Annotated in this window: 13 protein-coding genes; 9 read left to right on the forward strand and 4 right to left on the reverse strand. The window is 73.9% G+C overall.

Features of this window, described 5'->3' with window-relative positions; genetic code table 11:
• Positions 1–208: 208 nt before the first annotated feature.
• Positions 209–2707: a hypothetical protein gene (locus tag ACPCK6_RS27310; RefSeq protein ID WP_423482619.1), complete on the forward strand. Its 2499-nt coding sequence runs from the start codon at positions 209–211 to the stop codon at positions 2705–2707.
• 62 nt (positions 2708–2769) lie between these two features.
• On the opposite strand, the gene ACPCK6_RS27315 is transcribed toward ACPCK6_RS27310, so the two are convergent.
• On the reverse strand, positions 2770–3351 hold the full coding sequence (locus ACPCK6_RS27315) for a TetR/AcrR family transcriptional regulator (RefSeq protein ID WP_423482620.1): 582 nt from the start codon (positions 3349–3351) through the stop codon (positions 2770–2772).
• 65 nt (positions 3352–3416) lie between these two features.
• On the opposite strand from ACPCK6_RS27315, the gene ACPCK6_RS27320 reads away from it, so the two are divergent.
• From ACPCK6_RS27320 to ACPCK6_RS27340, 5 genes are all read left to right on the forward strand, one after another.
• Complete coding sequence (locus ACPCK6_RS27320; RefSeq protein ID WP_423482621.1) at positions 3417–4460, forward strand: glycoside hydrolase family 113 protein; 1044 nt, start codon at positions 3417–3419, stop codon at positions 4458–4460.
• A 107-nt stretch (positions 4461–4567) separates the two neighbouring features.
• Positions 4568–6523, forward strand: coding sequence for a GTP-binding protein (locus ACPCK6_RS27325; protein ID WP_423482622.1), 1956 nt, complete (start codon positions 4568–4570; stop codon positions 6521–6523).
• A gap of 123 nt (positions 6524–6646) precedes the next feature.
• Positions 6647–7465 (forward strand): endonuclease/exonuclease/phosphatase family protein, encoded by an 819-nt coding sequence (locus ACPCK6_RS27330; protein ID WP_423482623.1) that lies wholly within the window; start codon positions 6647–6649, stop codon positions 7463–7465.
• A 97-nt stretch (positions 7466–7562) separates the two neighbouring features.
• Positions 7563–8096: a SigE family RNA polymerase sigma factor gene (locus tag ACPCK6_RS27335; protein ID WP_396884177.1), complete on the forward strand. Its 534-nt coding sequence runs from the start codon at positions 7563–7565 to the stop codon at positions 8094–8096.
• On the forward strand, positions 8083–9282 hold the full coding sequence (locus ACPCK6_RS27340; RefSeq protein WP_423482624.1) for a hypothetical protein: 1200 nt from the start codon (positions 8083–8085) through the stop codon (positions 9280–9282). Before ACPCK6_RS27335 ends, ACPCK6_RS27340 begins: the two co-directional genes overlap by 14 nt.
• A gap of 57 nt (positions 9283–9339) precedes the next feature.
• Here ACPCK6_RS27340 and ACPCK6_RS27345 read toward each other — a convergent pair whose 3' ends face one another.
• Both ACPCK6_RS27345 and ACPCK6_RS27350 read right to left on the reverse strand, forming a co-directional pair.
• Entirely contained in the window at positions 9340–12093 is a 2754-nt protein-coding gene (locus ACPCK6_RS27345) for a beta-L-arabinofuranosidase domain-containing protein (protein WP_423482625.1), read from the reverse strand.
• A gap of 317 nt (positions 12094–12410) precedes the next feature.
• Positions 12411–12623: a hypothetical protein gene (locus ACPCK6_RS27350; RefSeq protein ID WP_396884180.1), complete on the reverse strand. Its 213-nt coding sequence runs from the start codon at positions 12621–12623 to the stop codon at positions 12411–12413.
• Positions 12624–12791: 168 nt separating this feature from the next.
• On the opposite strand from ACPCK6_RS27350, the gene ACPCK6_RS27355 reads away from it, so the two are divergent.
• Together ACPCK6_RS27355 and ACPCK6_RS27360 are read left to right on the forward strand one after the other, a co-directional pair.
• Complete coding sequence (locus ACPCK6_RS27355) at positions 12792–14018, forward strand: sensor histidine kinase (RefSeq protein WP_423482626.1); 1227 nt, start codon at positions 12792–12794, stop codon at positions 14016–14018.
• On the forward strand, positions 14006–14659 hold the full coding sequence (locus tag ACPCK6_RS27360; protein ID WP_423482627.1) for a response regulator transcription factor: 654 nt from the start codon (positions 14006–14008) through the stop codon (positions 14657–14659). The genes ACPCK6_RS27355 and ACPCK6_RS27360 overlap by 13 nt, the downstream gene beginning before the upstream one ends.
• 56 nt (positions 14660–14715) lie before the next feature.
• Here ACPCK6_RS27360 and ACPCK6_RS27365 read toward each other — a convergent pair whose 3' ends face one another.
• Complete coding sequence (locus ACPCK6_RS27365; protein ID WP_423482628.1) at positions 14716–15882, reverse strand: serine hydrolase domain-containing protein; 1167 nt, start codon at positions 15880–15882, stop codon at positions 14716–14718.
• Positions 15883–16117: 235 nt separating this feature from the next.
• On the opposite strand from ACPCK6_RS27365, the gene ACPCK6_RS27370 reads away from it, so the two are divergent.
• The coding region (locus tag ACPCK6_RS27370) for a hemerythrin domain-containing protein (protein ID WP_423482629.1) at positions 16118–16562 on the forward strand (445 nt) is incomplete at its 3' end.

Here is a 16562-nt window from a genome sequence, read left to right on the forward strand (position 1 = left end):
ACGGTGAGGTGAGTGCGCCGTGATGGTGACGTCAGGCGGCGGCACGAGCCACCCAGACCCTGCTCGGGCAGATCGACATGCGGCTGTCCGGCGGACTGGGGATCCGGATCGACGACCACGGCGGCGACCGGGCGGTGAAGGCGCGCAACGTGCGCATCGACACCGTGTACGTGTCGGGACCGGCGCGCACGGCGTGGAGACGTAGGGCGTGGACGGCCTGACCATCGGCACCGGGACCGGGTACACGGCGTTCCGGATGGCCAACCGCAAGCTCCCGCTCACCTGGCTCGCGCCGCTGATCACCCAGACACCCGCGATGGGCGCGCTGCCGACCCTGCGGGCCGCCACCGACCCGGCCGTGCTGGGCGGCCAGTACTACGGCCCCGGCGGGGCCCTCCGGCGGGCGGTAGCAGGGCTCTCTGTTCCGCGTTCGGCAGCGCGGGACGGGCGTCTTTGTGACGCTTCGATCGTGGAGATACCCGGCGGCGACAGAGGCGTCGAGCTGCGCGTCCACGGGGTGTCCGGCGCGTCGGCGGAGACGATCGTCGACCATCCCATCGTGGTACGCGTGGCCGGCGACGGGCACGCCGGGTTCTACCGGGTCCGGGAAGGGCTCGGCTCGGCCGGCGGCGCGACGGCCGGGGTGGTGGTGGAGGCGTACCGCTGGGGGGCCCTGACCGCCGGGGTGGCGGTACGTACGGCGTCGATGCTGGTGCTGCTGCCGTTCATGCTGAGCAACCTGGCGGTGTGGATGCGTTCCACGCCGGTGGACCGCTTCGGCCTGCTCGGCGGGCTGTGCCGCCTGCTGGCCGGATCGCTGACCGTGGCGTTCACGCTGGCGCTGGTCGGGGTCACCATGAACCTGACCGGCTGGCAGTGCGTCCCGTACGCCCAGTGCCGGGAGGGGAGACCGTACCTGTCGTGGCTGGTGGCGTTGCCGATCGGCCCGCGCCTGGCCGTGCTGGCACTGGTCCCGCTGCTGGCGCTGCGGGTGTTCTGGGCCGTCGGGAAGCGGTCGGCCGCCGCTTTCGAGGGCTTCGGATCGGCCCCGCCGGGCGGGCGGTTCCTGGAGTCGACCGGGAGTCTCGCCGCCCCCGGGGTCTGGCACGACGAGCGGATGACCTCGTGGCTACGCCAGATCCACGTGGGTCTCGGTGCCGGCACCGTCGGCGTCAGCCTCGTCGTCGCGGTGTCGCACGGCGGGTGGAGCGCCGTCGCCGTCGGGATGCTCGGCCTCGCCGCCGGGCTTGTGGTCCTCTGCGCCGTGCTGCTGACAGTGACCGTCCCCGCCGGGTGGGCCGGACCGTTGCGCCGCGTGGTCTGGATCCTGGTCGCGGTGGCCACCGTGTCGAGCCTGGGGTACGCCGTGTCCCGGCGGGGGGTTCCCGTGCCCGCCGGGCAGATGCCCGGGTACGAGGGCGCCGTCGCCGGTCTGGTCGCGGCGCAGGGGCTGATGCTGGTCCTGATCGCCGCGGTGACGCTCGTGCGCCGGCGCGCCCGGCCGGCCGGTTCCCGCGCACTGCTCCGCGGGCTCGGCACACCGCTGGTCGCGGCAATGTCGGTCACCGTCGCCTCCGCCTACACGGCCACGCTCGTGTTCCGGACGGCGGACCAGCTCGACCGGGGTCGCATCCCCGACCCGATCCGGAACAACCCACCCGCTCTGGGACCGCTGGAACCGCCCGTCGGGTACTGGTGGGCGGCGCTGGCCGGGCTCGCCGCTCTGCTGGTCGTCAGCGCGGCGATCGCCGTCACCCTGCCGGTGGCGCGGCGCCGGCGGCGGGCGTACGCGCGACGCGTGGTCGAACACGACTATCCCGGCGCGCCCGCCGAGGCGACGACACGAATCGACGCTGTCCGCTCGACGATCGCCCGGTCCTTCGTGACCGACGAACTGGGGCCGACATTCGTGGCGTTCTTCGTGATCTCGTCGGTCGGGCTCGCCACCGTCGCGCTCGACCTGATCGGGATCGGCCCCACCCAGCTCGTCGCCCGCCTCGGCCGCCGGCACGACACGCTCGCCGTGCTGACCGCGTACGTGACGGACGTCGGTATCTGGGCCATCAGTCTGCTCGTCATCGGGCTGCTGATCCTGGGCTACCGGGCGTACCGGTCGCCGGAGACCCGCCGGCTCGTCGGCGTCCTGTGGGACCTGGGCACGTTCTGGCCGCGTACGGTGCACCCGTTCGCGCCGCCGTGCTACGCCGCCCGCGCCGTACCGGAGCTGGCCCGGCGGGTCACCGCGCTCGCCGCACAGGGCCCGGTGGTGATCTCCGGACACAGCCAGGGCTCCGTGCTGGCCGCCGCCACCGTCCTGCAACTGCCGCCGGAGGCCCTGCCCCACGTCGCGTTGCTGACCCACGGCAGCCCGCTGCACCGCATCTACGCCCGCCTCTACCCGGCGTATCTCGGTGAGCAGGCGCTGCGCGACGTCGGCGACCGGGTCGGCTGGCGCTGGCGCAACCTGTGGCGCGACACCGATCCGATCGGCGGCCCGATCTTCGCCGACCCGGGTCTGCGGGCCCACCTGCCCCCGGCCGCCGGCGCGGTCGACGTCCGGCTGCGGGATCCGCGCAGCGTCGTCGTGGAGGCGCCGGACACCGTGCCGCCGCCTGTCGAACGCCACTGGCACTACCACACCGAGCCGGAATACCGGGAGGCCGTGCGGGAACTCGTCGACGACATCCGGGCCGGTGCCCCCGGCTGACGCGCCCCGCGTGACGGCGCCGGCCACCGCGACGACCGGCGGCCCGCCGATGAACGGTGGCGTCAGCCGTGGCCGCGTACCAGGGGCAGGAACACCTCGTCCACGATCTCGACCAGCACCTCGTCGGGGACGGAGGGGACGCCGCGCATCGCGTACTCGGCGCGCAGCAGCATCATCGGTACCGTCGCCACCCGGTGACGGACGGCCGCCGCCGGCGTCTCGCCCCGGGCCGCGGCCCGTTCCAGCATCCCGATCCACGCGCGGTCCATGGTGTCGGCGCCGGATCGTTCGCGCATGAGCGTGAGCAGCTCCGGATCGTCGGCCGCGGCGGCGAGCAGGCCGCGCAGGACGGCCCCGTGCGGCGACGACCACGTCTCGTTCGCCAGCCGGAGCATCTCGAGCGCGTCGCCTCGCAGCGTGCCCGTGTCCGGATTCGGCATGGCCGCGTCGGACAGGTGGCGGTACGCCGCGACGCCCAGCGCCGCCCGGTGCGGCCACCGGCGGTAGATGGCGTTCTTGTTGGTCCCGGCGCGCGCGGCCACCCGGTCCATCGTCATCCCCGCGTATCCGGACTCGCGCAGTTCCTCCGCCGCGGCCCGCAGGATCGCCTGTTCCAGTTCTTCGCCCCGTCGCCTCCTGCCCATGTCTTGCAGGGTACGCGCCGTACCTTATAGGGTACGGCGCGTACCCTAAAGGTTGGGAGTTCTCGATGCGTGTCTTCGGCATGAACTACGACACCGGCTTCGTCAGCGCCGGATCCACCACCCACGAACCGTTCGACCCCGACGTCGTGCGGAGCGACCTGCGTGTCATCCGCGACGAGCTGCGCTGCGACGCGGTCCGCGTCACCGGCGGCGTGCAGGACCGGCTGGAGCTGACCGCGCGGCTGGCGGCCGAGGCGGGGCTCGAGGTGTGGTACTGCCCGTTCACCAACGGCCTGGACCGCGACGGCCTCATGGCGTTCCTGCTCGACGGCGCCGAGCGGGCCGAGCGGCTGCGGCGTGACGGCACCCCGGTCGTCTACCTCACCGGTTCCGAGATCTCCCTGTTCACCGACGGCTTCCTGCCCGGCCGTGACCTGACCGAGCGGATGGCGGTGTTCACCGACCCGATGCGGATGCGGGAGGCGGTCCCGGCCGCGCGGGCCGCGGTGCGCGACTTCCTCGCGGAAGCGGTACCCGCGGTGCGGGAGCGCTTCGGCGGCCCCGTCGGGTACGCCTCGATCCCGCTCGAGGACGTCGACTGGGCGGCCTTCGACATCATCGCCAGCGACGCCGGCTACCGCGACGCGACCAACTCGGCGGTGTTCCCGCAGTCCCTGGCGGCGGCCGTGGGGCAGGGCAAGCCGTACGCGGCGACCGAGTTCGGCTGCTGCACGTACCGTGGCGCGGCCGACGTCGCGGGCGCGACGGAACCGGTGGTCTACGACGAGCACGGCCGTGCGGCGAAACTCACCGCGGAACTGGAGCGCGACGAGGAGGGCCAGGCACGCTACCTCGTCGACCTGCTGCGCGACTACGAGGCCGGCGGGGTGGAGGCGGCGTTCGTGTACACGTTCGCGAACCGGCACCTGCCGACCACCGGCGACCCCGGGCACGACTACGACCTGGCGTCACGCGGGATCGTGCGCGTGCTGCCGGACGGCTCGTGGACGCCCAAGGCCGCCTTCCACGCCCTGGCCGAGTACGGCCGCCTCCGTGCGCTGAGCCGGCCCGAATTCGGTGGTGGCGATCGCGGCGGACGGGCAAGGTAGGACTGCACACCGGCGGCGGGCGCCGCCACCACGACGAGGACCGGGAGAGACCATGCGAGCAGCTACCACGCTTCGGACCCCTGCCCGTCCTACCGTGGAGCTCCGCCTTGGCCCTGTTGAACATCGGAATCGTCGCGCATGTTGACGCCGGAAAGACCAGCCTGACCGAACGCCTGCTCTACGAGGCGGGCGCGGTGGCCGAGCCGGGTAGCGTCGACGCCGGCACGACCCGGACCGACTCGATGGAACTGGAACGCCGCCGCGGCATCACCATCCGGGCGGCCGTCACGTCGATCACCATCGGCGACCTCAGCATCAACCTGCTGGACACCCCCGGCCATCCCGACTTCATCGCGGAGGTCGAGCGCTCCCTGGCCGTCCTCGACGCCGCCGTGCTCGTGGTGTCGAGCGTGGAGGGCGTCCAGCCGCAGACAGTCGCCATCTGGCGGGCGTTGCGCCGCATCGGCGTACCGACCGTGTTCTTCTTCAACAAGGTCGACCGCGGCGGCGCCGACGTCGACCGGGTGACCGCCCAGGTACGGCAGCGGCTCGGCGCGCGGCCGGTCCTGCTCGGCACTGTCACCGGCCAGGGCACACGCGAGGCCCGGGTGCACGCCGTGGGCCTCGACGCCGAGCCCGTGGTGGCCGAGGTGGCGGAGATCGACGACGCGGTGGCCGCGCGCTGGCTGGCCGACCGGCCGGTCCGCGTGCGCGACGTCCGCCGGGCGCTGCGCCGCGCGGTGCGCCGCGCCGACCTGGTCCCGGCGGTGTGCGGCTCGGCCATCACCGGCGCCGGGGTACGCCGGCTGTGCGACGTCCTGGCCGACCTGCTGCCGTACGGCGAGGCGCGGGACGGACCACCGGCGGGCACCGTCTTCGCCGTCGACCGCGACGGGCACGGCCGGCGCGTCTGGCTGCGGCTGTGGTCGGGGCGTCTGCGGGTACGGGACCGGGTGCGGCTCGGCGACGGCCGTCCGGAGCCGGTGACGGAGATCGCCGTCATCGAGCCCGCCGGCGTGCTGGTGCGCCGGTCGGTCTCCGCCGGGCAGATCGCGGCGGTACGCGGGGTGTCCGCCCGGATCGGCCAGCACATCGGTGACCCGCCTCGGCGGCACGACTACCGGTTCCCGCCACCGACAAGGCAGGCGGTCGTCGAGCCGGTCGACCCGGCGCAGCGCCTGGCGATGTTCGCCGGCCTGGCCGAACTGGCCGACGAGGATCCGCTGGTGGACCTGCGCCTCGACGAGCAGCAGGCGGAGGCGGTGATCCGTCTGCACGGCGAGGTCCAGAAGGAGGTCCTCGCCGCGCTGATGGAGGACCGGTACGGCGTCCGGGTGCGGTTCTCCGGCACGCTCACCGCCTGCATCGAACGGGTCGCCGGCACCGGCAGCGCCGAGGAGCGGGTACGGGAACGCGGCAACCCGTACCTGGCCGGGCTGGGATTGCGCATCGAGGCCGCACCGGCCGGGCACGGCATCGGGTTCCGGCCCGGGACCGAGCCGGGCCGGCTGCCCCCGGCGTTCGTCGCCGCCACCGAGGAGGGCGTGCGGGCCGCGCTGCGGCAGGGCCGGCACGGCTGGCCGGTCACCGACTGCACCGTCACCATGACGGCGTCCCGGTACTGGCCCCGGCAGAGCCGCCCGCACCAGAAGTTCGACAAGTCGATCTCGACGGTGGCGGCGGACTTCCGCAACCTCGCCCCGGTCGTGGTCGCCGCCGCGCTGCGGCAGGCCGGCACGCGGGTGTGCCAGCCGATCGAACGGTTCGACGTCAACCTGCCCCGGCACGCGGTGGAGACGGTGCTGGCGCTGCTCGGCCGGCTCGGCGCGGTCGTCCACGACACCGCCGTCGCGGGCGGCTACCTGGAGGTGAGCGGCACCCTGCCGTCCGCCCGGGTGCCGCGGGTCGTCGCCGCCCTGCCCGACCTCACCGGCGGCGAGGCGGTCCTGACCACCACCTTCGACCACTACGCGCCGGTCACCGGCGAGGAACCGCCGGCACTGCCCCGGCGCGGGCCCGACCCGGACGACCGGGAGGCGTGGTTCCGGGCGGTACCGAGGTAGGCCGCGCCGGGCGGCGACGGCGGCGTTCCGGGATAGGATCACCGGCGCCCGCCGCCGCCCGTACCCGTTGGAGCCCCGCTGTCCCCGCAGCCGGCCACCCACCTCGCCCGGCGAGTCCGCCGGGTGCTGGCAGTGGTGTGCCTGCTCGTCGTGGCCGGGCTGCCGGCTGGATCCTCGGACGCCGGCGCCACCGGCCCGGGAACGCTGCGGGTGCTCCAGATGAACCTGTGCAACAGCGGCCGGGCCGGCTGCTACACCGGCCGGGCCGTCCCGCGGGCCGCCGACGTGATCGCCGCCGAGGCGCCCGACGTGGTCACGCTCAACGAGATCTGCCGCGACGACGTGGCGACGCTGGAGCGGACGCTGCGGGCCGCCCGCGCCGGCGGCACCGTGGTGTCCGCGTTCCAGGCCGCCGGTGACCGCCCCTCCGGCGGACCCACCCGGTGCGACAACGGCGAGCCGTACGGGATCGGGCTGCTGGCCCGTCTCGACGGCCGGGACGCGCGGTCGTCCGTGCACCGCGGCACCTACCCGGCGCAGGACCTCGCGGACCCGGAGGAGCGGGTGTGGCTCTGCGTCCGGGGCGACGGGCTGCACGCCTGCACCACGCACCTGGCGAACACCAGCGGCCAGGTGGCGCTGGCGCAGTGCGGGCAGTTGCTCGGCGCGGTGGTGCCGGAGACCCGGGGCGGCGCCGGGAACGCGCCGACGGTCCTCGGCGGTGACCTCAACCTGCGCGCCGGCGGCACCCCGGACGTGCGCTCGTGCGTGCCGGTGGGCTACCGGCGGATCGACGACGGCGCCCGGCAGCAGATCATGGCGTCCGGCGGCGTGACGATCTGCTGCCGCCGCGCGGTGGACATGCGCGGGACGACCGACCATCCGGCGCTGGTGGCGACCATGATCGGCTCGTGGCCGGAGCCGCCGCCCGGACCGTACTGACCGGGACGGGACACGACCCCGGCGCGATCGGTCCGCCGCCCGTGCAACGTCCCGGGCGGGCGTCACCGTTCTACCTCCGGCACGAGGAGGCAGTCGATTGAAAGCCGAAGACGAACAAGCGTTCCGCGAGTTCGTGACGTCACAGATGGCGTCGCTGCGCAAGCTGGCGTACATGACCTGCGGCGACTGGCACACCGCGGAGGACGCCGTGGCGAACGCGCTGGTCAAGCTCTATCCGCGCTGGCGGAAGCTGGAACGGCCCGATCTCTACGTCAAGACCATGGTCTACCGGGCCGCGATCGACGAGACCCGCCGGCCCTGGCGGCGCGAACGGTCGGCCGGCGACGCGATGCCGGACGTCACGGTGCGCGACACGGCGGCGGTGACCGACGAGCGGATGCGCCTGCGGGCGGCGCTCGAAGCCGTGCCCGCGCGGCAGCGGACCGCCGTGGTGCTGCGGCACTACCTGGACCTCAGCCTGGAGGACACCGCCGCCGTCCTCGACTGCACGGTGGGCACGGCCAAGAGCCAGGTCTCCCGTGGGCTGGCGAAGCTGCGCGAGTCACTCGGCGGCGAACACCTCAATCTCACCGGCACCTCGATAGGGGAGTGGACGAATGCAGTTGCGTGAACTGGTGGACGCCGTGACCGGCGACGAGCCGCCGATGAGCCGTACCGTCGACGACATCGTCGCGGCCGGGCGGCGCGCCGAACGGCGCCGCCGGACCCGGTTCGCGACCGTCGGGGCGGCGGGCCTCGTCGCGGTGGCGGTCGCCGGCGCTGTCACGCTGCCGACGCTCGGCGCGAAGCGCACCGCCGGGGACACCCCGGCGCTGTCCGCGGCGTCGCGGCCGGTTGGCGCCGCGTGGCCGGACGCCGCGCCGTTCACCTTCACCTTCCGGGGGTACGACGCCGGCACGCTGCACGTACAGGACCCGATCGTCGCGTCCACCGCGTACCAGATCGCCTCCGTCTACTCCGACCGCCACACCTCGAACGACAAGCCCGTCACCGCGGACGAGGCCGAGTCGATGGAGCAGAAGAGAACGGCCGCCGGCGCGAAGCCGACCCTCTGGGCCTACCTGACCGTCTACCGGCCCGGCGCTTTCGACCCGGCTGCGATCAAGGACGGGCAGAACGTCACGGTGGCCGGGCGCAAGGCGGTCCGGGCGACGCTGCCGTTCGGCCTCGACCCCCGCAACCCGCTGGATCCGGGCAACAAGCTGTTCGCCTGGGAGTACGCCGACAACGCCTGGGCGGCCGTCACGTCGATCTCCGGCGAGACGGCGACGCCGAGCTTCGACGACCTGGGCGGCCTGGTCACGGGCCTGAAGCCGGCCCGGCCGACGCCGGCTCCACTGCCGTTCACTGTCGGCTACGTGCCGCGGGGTTACGTGCCGCTGCAGACCGGCACGCACGCCATGCCCGGCCTGAGCGGCATCGCCGCCGCCCGCGGCGGAGACTACGGCGGCGCGACGTACACCCGGCCGGCCCTGCCCACCTCGGGCCTGACCGCACCGTTCGACTCGGTCGAGGGCGCGATCAGGGACGGGTTCCACATCTTCGTCACGCCGAGCACCAGCGCGAACCAGTCACCGGAGCCCGGTGCGGCGAAGTGCTATTCGGGGGCGGCCCGCAGCGGCGGCTTCTGCAACATCTGGAGCGCCGACGGCAGTGTCGTCGTCCAGGTCAGCTCCGAGGGCGTCGGCGGCAAGCTGCCCCAGGCCGAGCTGCGGCGGATCGCCGAGGGCATCTCCGTCGCCGACGTGCGGGACGAGTCGACCTGGACGCCGGCCGCGGCGGCCCTGACGCCCTGACGGCCGATCCCGGTGACGGTGGGAGCGGGCCGCCCGCTCCCACCGCCACCGCGTGCTCTACCGGAACCGCCAGCGCTGGTGCGCGGCCCCGGTGTCGTCGGCGAGGACCGCCTGCGCGCCCTGGGCGCCGGAACCGCCGCTGAGCCCGAGCACCCGGCCCCCGTTCGCGCACTGGATCCGGAACCAGCCGCCTCCGCCGTGCCGCAGCCGCCACCTGTGGTCGGCGGTGCCGTTGTCGGCCCACTGGACGATCCGGGCGCCGACCGCGGTCGAACCACCCTCGACGCCGAGCACCTTGCCGCTGTTGCCGTTGCGCAGCCGCAGGTAGCCGCCGGTGTCCACGAGTGCGGTCCAGAGGTGGTCGGCGGTGCCGGTGTCGCCCCACTGGATGACCGGCCCGCCGTCGGCGGTGGACATGTCCTGCACGCCGAGCACCAGCCCGCTGCCGAGGTTCTGGATCCGCCGCGCGCCGTTCGGCAGGAACCGCCACTGGTTGTCCGGGCTGCCGTTGTCCGGATCCTGCACGGCGAACGCGCCCTGCGCTGCCGAGCCGCCGGAGATGCCGAGCAGCTTGCCGGTGTGCGCGTTGCGCAGCTTGTGGCTGCCGTCGCCGACGTCGACGACTGTCCACAGGTGGTCGGCGGTGCCGTTGTCCGCCCACTGGAGGATCCGGGCGCCGTCGGCGGTGGACATGTTCTCCACCCCCAGCACCTTGCCGCTGTTGACGTTGCGCAGCCGCAGCGCCGACCCGTCGACCACAAGCTGCCAGTCGTGGTCGGGAGTGCCGGTGTCACCCCACTGGAGCGCGAGCCCGCCGTCGGCTGTGGACATGTTCTGGATGCCGAGCACCAGCCCGCTCGCCGCGTTGGCGAGCCGGAAACTCGCCTCACCGCCGCCACCGCTCGCGCCGACCCGCCAGTAGACCGTGTAGTTGTGCCCGTGGGCGTCGTAGAACGGGCCGAGGTCGACGGTGGCGCCGTCGGCCCGGGCGGTGAACGCGAGACTGCCCGTGCCGGTACGGGTGACCGAGGCGGGATCCAGCGTGGGCAGGCCGCTCAACGTGGTGTTGCCGTAGTTGCCGGAGAGCACCACCGGCCCGTACGTGACGGCCTGCACCGCGGCGTCGTCGTTGGCGGGCACTGTGGCGACCCGCATCGGCAGTCGGACCGTGACCGTGTCGCCGGACGTCCAGGCCCGGGTCAGGACGGCGTAGCTGCCCGGCGTGGTGGCGACGCCCGCCGCGACGCCGTTGACGCTGACGCTCGCCCCGCTGGTCCACGCCGGGATCCGGATCCGCATCGTCCACGACCCGCCCACCGAGCCGGTGACGGTGAGCGTCGTGGTGTCGCCGACCGGGTACGACGTGGCCTGCGTGACGGTGATGCCGCGCTGGCTCCAGGTGAGCACCGACGGGACGAACAGGTTGACGGTCAGCGTGGTGCCGTTGTGGAAGTAGATCGCGTCCGCCAGCGTCGTGTTGGTCTCCAGTCCGGTGCCCTGGCAGCACCAGAACGAGGTGTAGTCGGTGCTCCACGTGCCGCCGCCCCACGCCGGGCCGACACCGCGCCGCCCACCCGGGTTGAGCGGGGTGAAGTACGTGACGTGACCGTGCGCGTCGGCCGGATTCTGCTGGCCGATCATGTGGTTGAGCAGCGCGCGCTCGTAGAAGTCGGCGTACGCGACCCGGTCCGGGTCGAGCTGCCACAGCTCCCGGGTCAGCTTGAGCATGTTGTACGTGTTGCACGCCTCGCACGTGTCGTTGCGCAGGTAGCCGGCGATCGCGTTCGGCGCGCGGAAGTGCTCGGCCTGGCTGTTGCCGCCGATGGCGTACGTGTGCGCGCCGACCGTGATGGCCCACGCGTTCGCGGCGATGTCCCGATAGCGGGTGACGCCGGTGGCCTTGTACTCCCGGGCCGCGCCGATCCACTTGGGCACCTGCGTGTTGGCGTGCAGCCCGTTGAGCTGGTCGGAGTTCGCGGCGAGCGGGTTGAACACGGCGGCGTGGTCGAACCGCTGCGCGACGGTCAGCCACCGCCCGTCGCCGGTCTGCTGGTAGAGGTCGGTCAGCACCGCGTTCATGCCGCCGAACTCGGTGCCGAGCATCGCCTGCATCTGGGCCGAGGTGAGCCGGCCGGTGCGCTGGTCGACCCAGCCGGCCAGCGCCAGCAGCACGTCCCGGGCCTGGGTGCTGCCGATCAGCCGCCACACGTCCAGCAGCCCGGCGAGCGTCTTGTGGATGCAGTAGTAGGGCACGTTGCCGTTGCTGAGCGTCCGGGCCTCCAGCGCGGTGAAGTCGGACTCCGGGAAGCCGGACAGGTAGCCGGCGCTGAACCCGGCCGCGCCGTTGTTGGCCTGGCAGCGGGCCAGCTCGGCGACCATGGTGAGCGCCTTGTCCCGGCAGGTGGTGTCGCCGAGCACCGCCCACGCCTGCGCCCAGGCGGTCAGGAAGTGCCCCTGCATGTGGGTGCGGAACGGGAAGTTCGGCGCGTCCCAGCCGCCGTTGGCGGCGGCGCCGCCGGTGGACAGGCGGTGGTTGGCCCGGAAGTTGTAGAGCAGCCGGTTCACGTCGACGAAACGCAGGTAGGCGACCGTACGGTTCTGGTTGTCCTGCCAGCGGCCGGCGGTCAGCCGTACCTGGCCCGGGTCGAACGCGTACGCGGACACGCCGATGTCGGGGCGGGCCGGTGGCAGCGCGGCGTGTGCCGTACCGCCTGCGGAGACGGACCCGGCGGCGGCGCCGGCGGTGGCCGCGACGGCTGTGGCGGCAGTGGTGCGCAGGAGGAATCGGCGGTTCACCAGGGGAGCGGGCATGGCGGCCTCCGTGGCGGGGGACGGTGGTGGTGAGGCACGCGGGGGACGCCGCGTTAGCGTTAACAATCTCCCTCAGCCTGGCGTTTGCATAGTCGTATGTCAATTGATTGGTGGCGTTAACGCGCTCAGCCGCGCGCCGTCCTCGGCACCGCTGTGGTCTCGCGTACCCGATCAGCATCAGCAGTACGGCCAGCAGCGGCAGCCCGTACGCCAGGAGGCCCAGCCGGCGACGTGGTGGCGCGGGCGAACGCCGCAGGGCGGGCCGATCGTCGTCGCGGCCCGCCCGGCTTCCCGGCGTCGCCCGCCCCGGTGGCGGGTCAGCGGTTGCGGTAGTGGTTCACTGCCAGCGCCGCGCCGGACGCCAGCGCCAGCACGCCGAAGGCCGAACCGGCCCACGGGTTGCCCAGGACGTTCGACAGCGTCACGTTCGCCGCCACGCCGACGATGAGCACCAGCCAGAGCAGCGGCCGCATCCGGCTGACGGGCGTCGTCGCGGCGGTGTTCTCGGCGGTACGGTCCAGGTCGTTCACGGCTGCCTCCTCGGATGACGTCCTTGCACCTTGACGCTAGGCGCGCGGCCGGCCGGGAACGATCCCGCCAGCACGACGACCGGGGTACAGCAGGCTGTACCTTCCGTGCCCGGACCTGACGGACGGCGACAGCGGTGACCTATCGTGGCGGCCGGGGGTGGGCCGGGGATGGAGTACGTACGCGGGCGGTTCCGCGCCGCGGTGGACGCGCTGGAGCACCTCGTCGGCGGGCTCGGCACGGCCGTGCTGGCGCTCGGCGCGCTGTTCGGGATCGTCGTCGTGGCCGCGGCCTGCGTCGGCGGGGTCGGACTGCTGCTCGTACCCGGAATGCTGCGGGCGGTGCGGTCGGTGGCCGACCGCGAGCGCGCCCGGCTGTCCCGGTGGGGGCCGCCGGTCCCGTCGCCCGGCCCGGTGCCGGCCGGGGTGCGCCCGGCGCTGCGCGACCCGGTCGTCCGGCGGGAACTGCGCTGGGTGGCCGCGCACGGCACGCTCGGCTTCGGCGCCGGGCTGATCGCGCTCGCGCTGCCGATCTACGCCGCGCAGGACATGACGTTCCCGCTGTGGTACCGGCTCGTGCCGCCGGACGCCGGTGCGCCGGGGATCGGCTGGTGGCGCGTCGACGGGCTCGGCGACGCGCTCGCGGTCGGCGTGCTCGGCATCGGGTGGCTGGTGCTCGCGGTCGCGGCCGGGCCGGCCCTGGCGCGGATCCAGGCCCGGCCGGGCCGCCGGCTGCTGCCCCCGCCGCCCGGATTCGACCTGTCGTTGCGGGTCGCCGAACTCACCGCCACCCGGGCCGCCGCGCTCGACGCCCACGCGGTGGAGCTGCGCCGGATCGAACGCTCGCTGCACGACGGCACGCAGAACCGGCTGGTCGCGGTGAACGTGCTGCTCGGTGCCGCGCGGCGGGCGGTACGCCGTGACCCGGCCCGCGCCGACGAGATCCTGGAACGCGCGCAGAACGCGGCCGAGCAGGCGCTCGGCGAGCTGCGTACGGTGGTGCGCGGCATCCTGCCGCCGGTGCTCGGCGACCGGGGCCTGGCCGGGGCGCTCGACGGACTCGCCGCGGAGTGCGCGGTGCCGTGCCGCCTGTCGGTGGACGTCGACGTGCGCTGCGCGGCCTCGGTCGAGGCCACCGCGTACTTCGTGGTGGCCGAGGCGCTCACGAACGTGGTCCGGCACAGCGGCGCGAGCGCGGTGGACGTCGCCGTACGCCGGGAGGGGGACCGGCTGCTCGTGACAGTCACCGACGACGGGCGCGGGGACGCCGACGAGACGCGCGGCTCTGGGCTGACCGGCATCCGCCGCCGGGTCGAGGCGTACGACGGGCGGATGACGCTGACGAGTCCACCGGGAGGACCGACGAGGATGCACGTGGAGCTGCCATGCGGATCGTGATCGCCGAGGACGACGCGTTGCTGCGCGAAGGGCTGGCGCTGCTGCTGCGCGCCGAGAACCTGGACGTGGTGGCCACCGCCGGCACACCGGGGGAGTTCCTGGCCGCGGTGGACGAGCACCGGCCGGACGTGGCGATCGTCGACGTGCGGATGCCGCCCACCCACACCGACGAGGGGATCGTCGCCGCGGTCGAGGCCCGCCGCCGCCGGCCGGGCCTCGCGGTGCTGGTCCTGTCCGCGTACGTCGAGCAGGCGTTCGCCACCGAGCTGTTCTCGGTCGGCGCCTCCGGGCTCGGCTACCTGCTCAAGGAGCGGGTGGGCCGGGTCGAGGAGTTCCTCGCCGCGCTGCACCGCGTCGCGGACGGTGGCAGCGTGATCGACCCCGAGGTGGTCGGGCAGATGCTCGCCCGCAACCGGCGGCCGGACACCGCGCTGGCCGAGCTGTCGCCGCGTGAGCACGAGGTGCTGGCGCTGATGGCCGAGGGGCTGGGCAACGGCGCGATCGCGGAACGGCTGTTCGTCACCGACGGTGCGGTGCACAAGCACATCCGCAGCATCTTCGCGAAGCTGAGCCTGCCGCCCGACGACCGCGCCGACCGGCGGGTCACCGCCGTGCTGCGCTACCTCGACGGCCGGCGGTAGACGCACGCACGCGCGCCGCCTCGCGAGGAGGCGGCGCGCGTGCGGTGAACCGGGGATCAGCGGCCGGTGCCGCACAGGGCCGCGTCGACGGTGCTGGTGACCGCCTCCAGCATCTCCAGGCTCGTCGGCAGCGCGGTCACCGCGACCACGGCGCTGCGCCCGTCCGTGGTGGACAGGTTGCGCGTCTCGAAGCCCTGGATGTCGCCGCCGTGCCCCCAGGCGTGACCGCCGCAGGGCAGCTCGTGCCGGGCGATGCCCAGGCCGTACTCCCAGACGCCGGTGGGCTCGAAGTCGGGCGCCGGCACGGTACGCGTCAGGGCCGCCTGCTGGGCCGGCTTGAGCAGCCTGCCCGCCAGCAGCGCCTCGAAGAACGTGCGCAGGTCCGACGGCGTCGAGACGAGCTGGCCGGCGGCCCAGCCCAGCGACGGGTCCATCCGGGTCACGTCGATCCACGGCGCGCCCGGTTCCACCGCCACGTATCCGCGCGGCAGCCGGCCGGGCAGGTCCTGCTCGCCGGTCTGCGGCCAGTACGTGTCGCGCAGCCGCAGCGGCTCGATGATCCGCCGGGTGATCTCCTCGCCGACCGGGCGCTGGGTGACCCGCTCGATGATCAGTCCGGCCAGGACGAAGTTGGTGTTGCTGTACTCCCACCTCTCGCCCGGCGGGAAGTGCCGCGACTGGGTGAGCGCCTCGTCCAGCAGCCGGCGCGGATCGAAGTAGTCGCTGCGCCGGTCCACCAGGTCCTGCGCCTCGCCGAACACCACGTCGTCGTAGTCCGGCAGGCCGCTGGTCTGCTGCAACAACTGACGTACGGTGATCCGCCGCCCGTCGTTGCCGTTGGCGCGCACCAAGCCTGGCAGGTAGCGCTCGACGGTGGCGTCCAGGTCGACGCGACCCTCGCCGACGAGCTGGAGGACGACCACGGCGGTGAACGTCTTGGTGTTGCTGCCGATCCGCACCCGGGCGTCGCGGGGGATCGCGGCGCCGGTGCGCAGGTCGCCGACCCCGGCGGTGTAGTCGCGCACCCGGCCGTCGCGGCGTACGGAGGCCAGCGCCCCGGGGAAGCCGTGCTCGGCGACCAGGCCGTCGAGCCGCTGCTGGACCGCGTCGGCGGCCGGACGCCGGGCGTCGGTGGTGGTGGCGGACGCGGCGGGCACACCCAGCGCGGTGACGGTGAGCAGGGCCGCGGCGCCGACGGCGACCGGGAAGGTACGGCGGGTCATGGGAACTCCTCGACGGAGGTGAACGGGTACGGGCTCAAGCCTCGCCAGAACCGGTCCCGCGCTCCATCCCGCCAGCTGCCGAACCGGGGTGGCGCTGGCACTACTTGATCGCTCCCGATGTCGCCGGTTAGGCTCCGCCCAGCGTCGCGTGCCGGTGGCAGACCGTGTCAGGCATGGAGGCGCCGGATCGAAGGGAGCACGACGATGACACTCGTCGTCCCTTCGCCCTCGCCACGTGGCTGAGGGCGAACAGACCAGGCTGGTGGCCTGGAGCCGGGAGATGCGCGCCGTCCACGAGCGGCTGCGCGAGGCGCTGGCGGTGACCCGGCGGGCGCTCGCCGACGGTGAGCCGGCCCGCCCGGCGACACGTGAGCTGCTGGTGTTCTGCCACGGGTTCTGCGCGGCGCTGACCGCGCATCACGAGGGCGAGGACCACAGCCTCTTCCCGGCGATCGCCGCGCGGCATCCGGAGCTGCGCGGCACGCTGGACCGGCTGCGGCAGGACCACTCGATGATCGGGTACCTGCTGACCGGGCTGAGCGCGGCGGTGACCCGCGACGCCCCGCCCGGGGAACTGGCCCGGCACCTGGAGGGCGTGGCGGCGATCATGGAGTCGCACTTCCGGTACGAGGAGCGGCAACTGCTCACCGTGCTGGAGACGCTCTCGCTGGACGCCGACC

The organism is Micromonospora sp. AB353 (assembly GCF_049538395.1).
Classification (GTDB): Bacteria; Actinomycetota; Actinomycetes; order Mycobacteriales; family Micromonosporaceae; genus Micromonospora; species Micromonospora aurantiaca.

Bases quoted from the DNA above. Each gene is read 5' to 3' on its own strand.
- ACPCK6_RS27355 (WP_423482626.1), top strand. From the start codon at position 12,792: ATGGAGTACGTACGCGGGCGGTTCCGCGCCGCGGTGGACGCGCTGGAG.
- ACPCK6_RS27340 (WP_423482624.1), top strand. From the start codon at position 8,083: ATGCAGTTGCGTGAACTGGTGGACGCCGTGACCGGCGACGAGCCGCCG.
- ACPCK6_RS27315 (WP_423482620.1), bottom strand. From the start codon at position 3,351: ATGGGCAGGAGGCGACGGGGCGAAGAACTGGAACAGGCGATCCTGCGG.
- ACPCK6_RS27360 (WP_423482627.1), top strand. From the start codon at position 14,006: ATGCGGATCGTGATCGCCGAGGACGACGCGTTGCTGCGCGAAGGGCTG.
- ACPCK6_RS27365 (WP_423482628.1), bottom strand. From the start codon at position 15,882: ATGACCCGCCGTACCTTCCCGGTCGCCGTCGGCGCCGCGGCCCTGCTC.
- ACPCK6_RS27345 (WP_423482625.1), bottom strand. From the start codon at position 12,093: ATGCCCGCTCCCCTGGTGAACCGCCGATTCCTCCTGCGCACCACTGCC.
- ACPCK6_RS27320 (WP_423482621.1), top strand. From the start codon at position 3,417: ATGCGTGTCTTCGGCATGAACTACGACACCGGCTTCGTCAGCGCCGGA.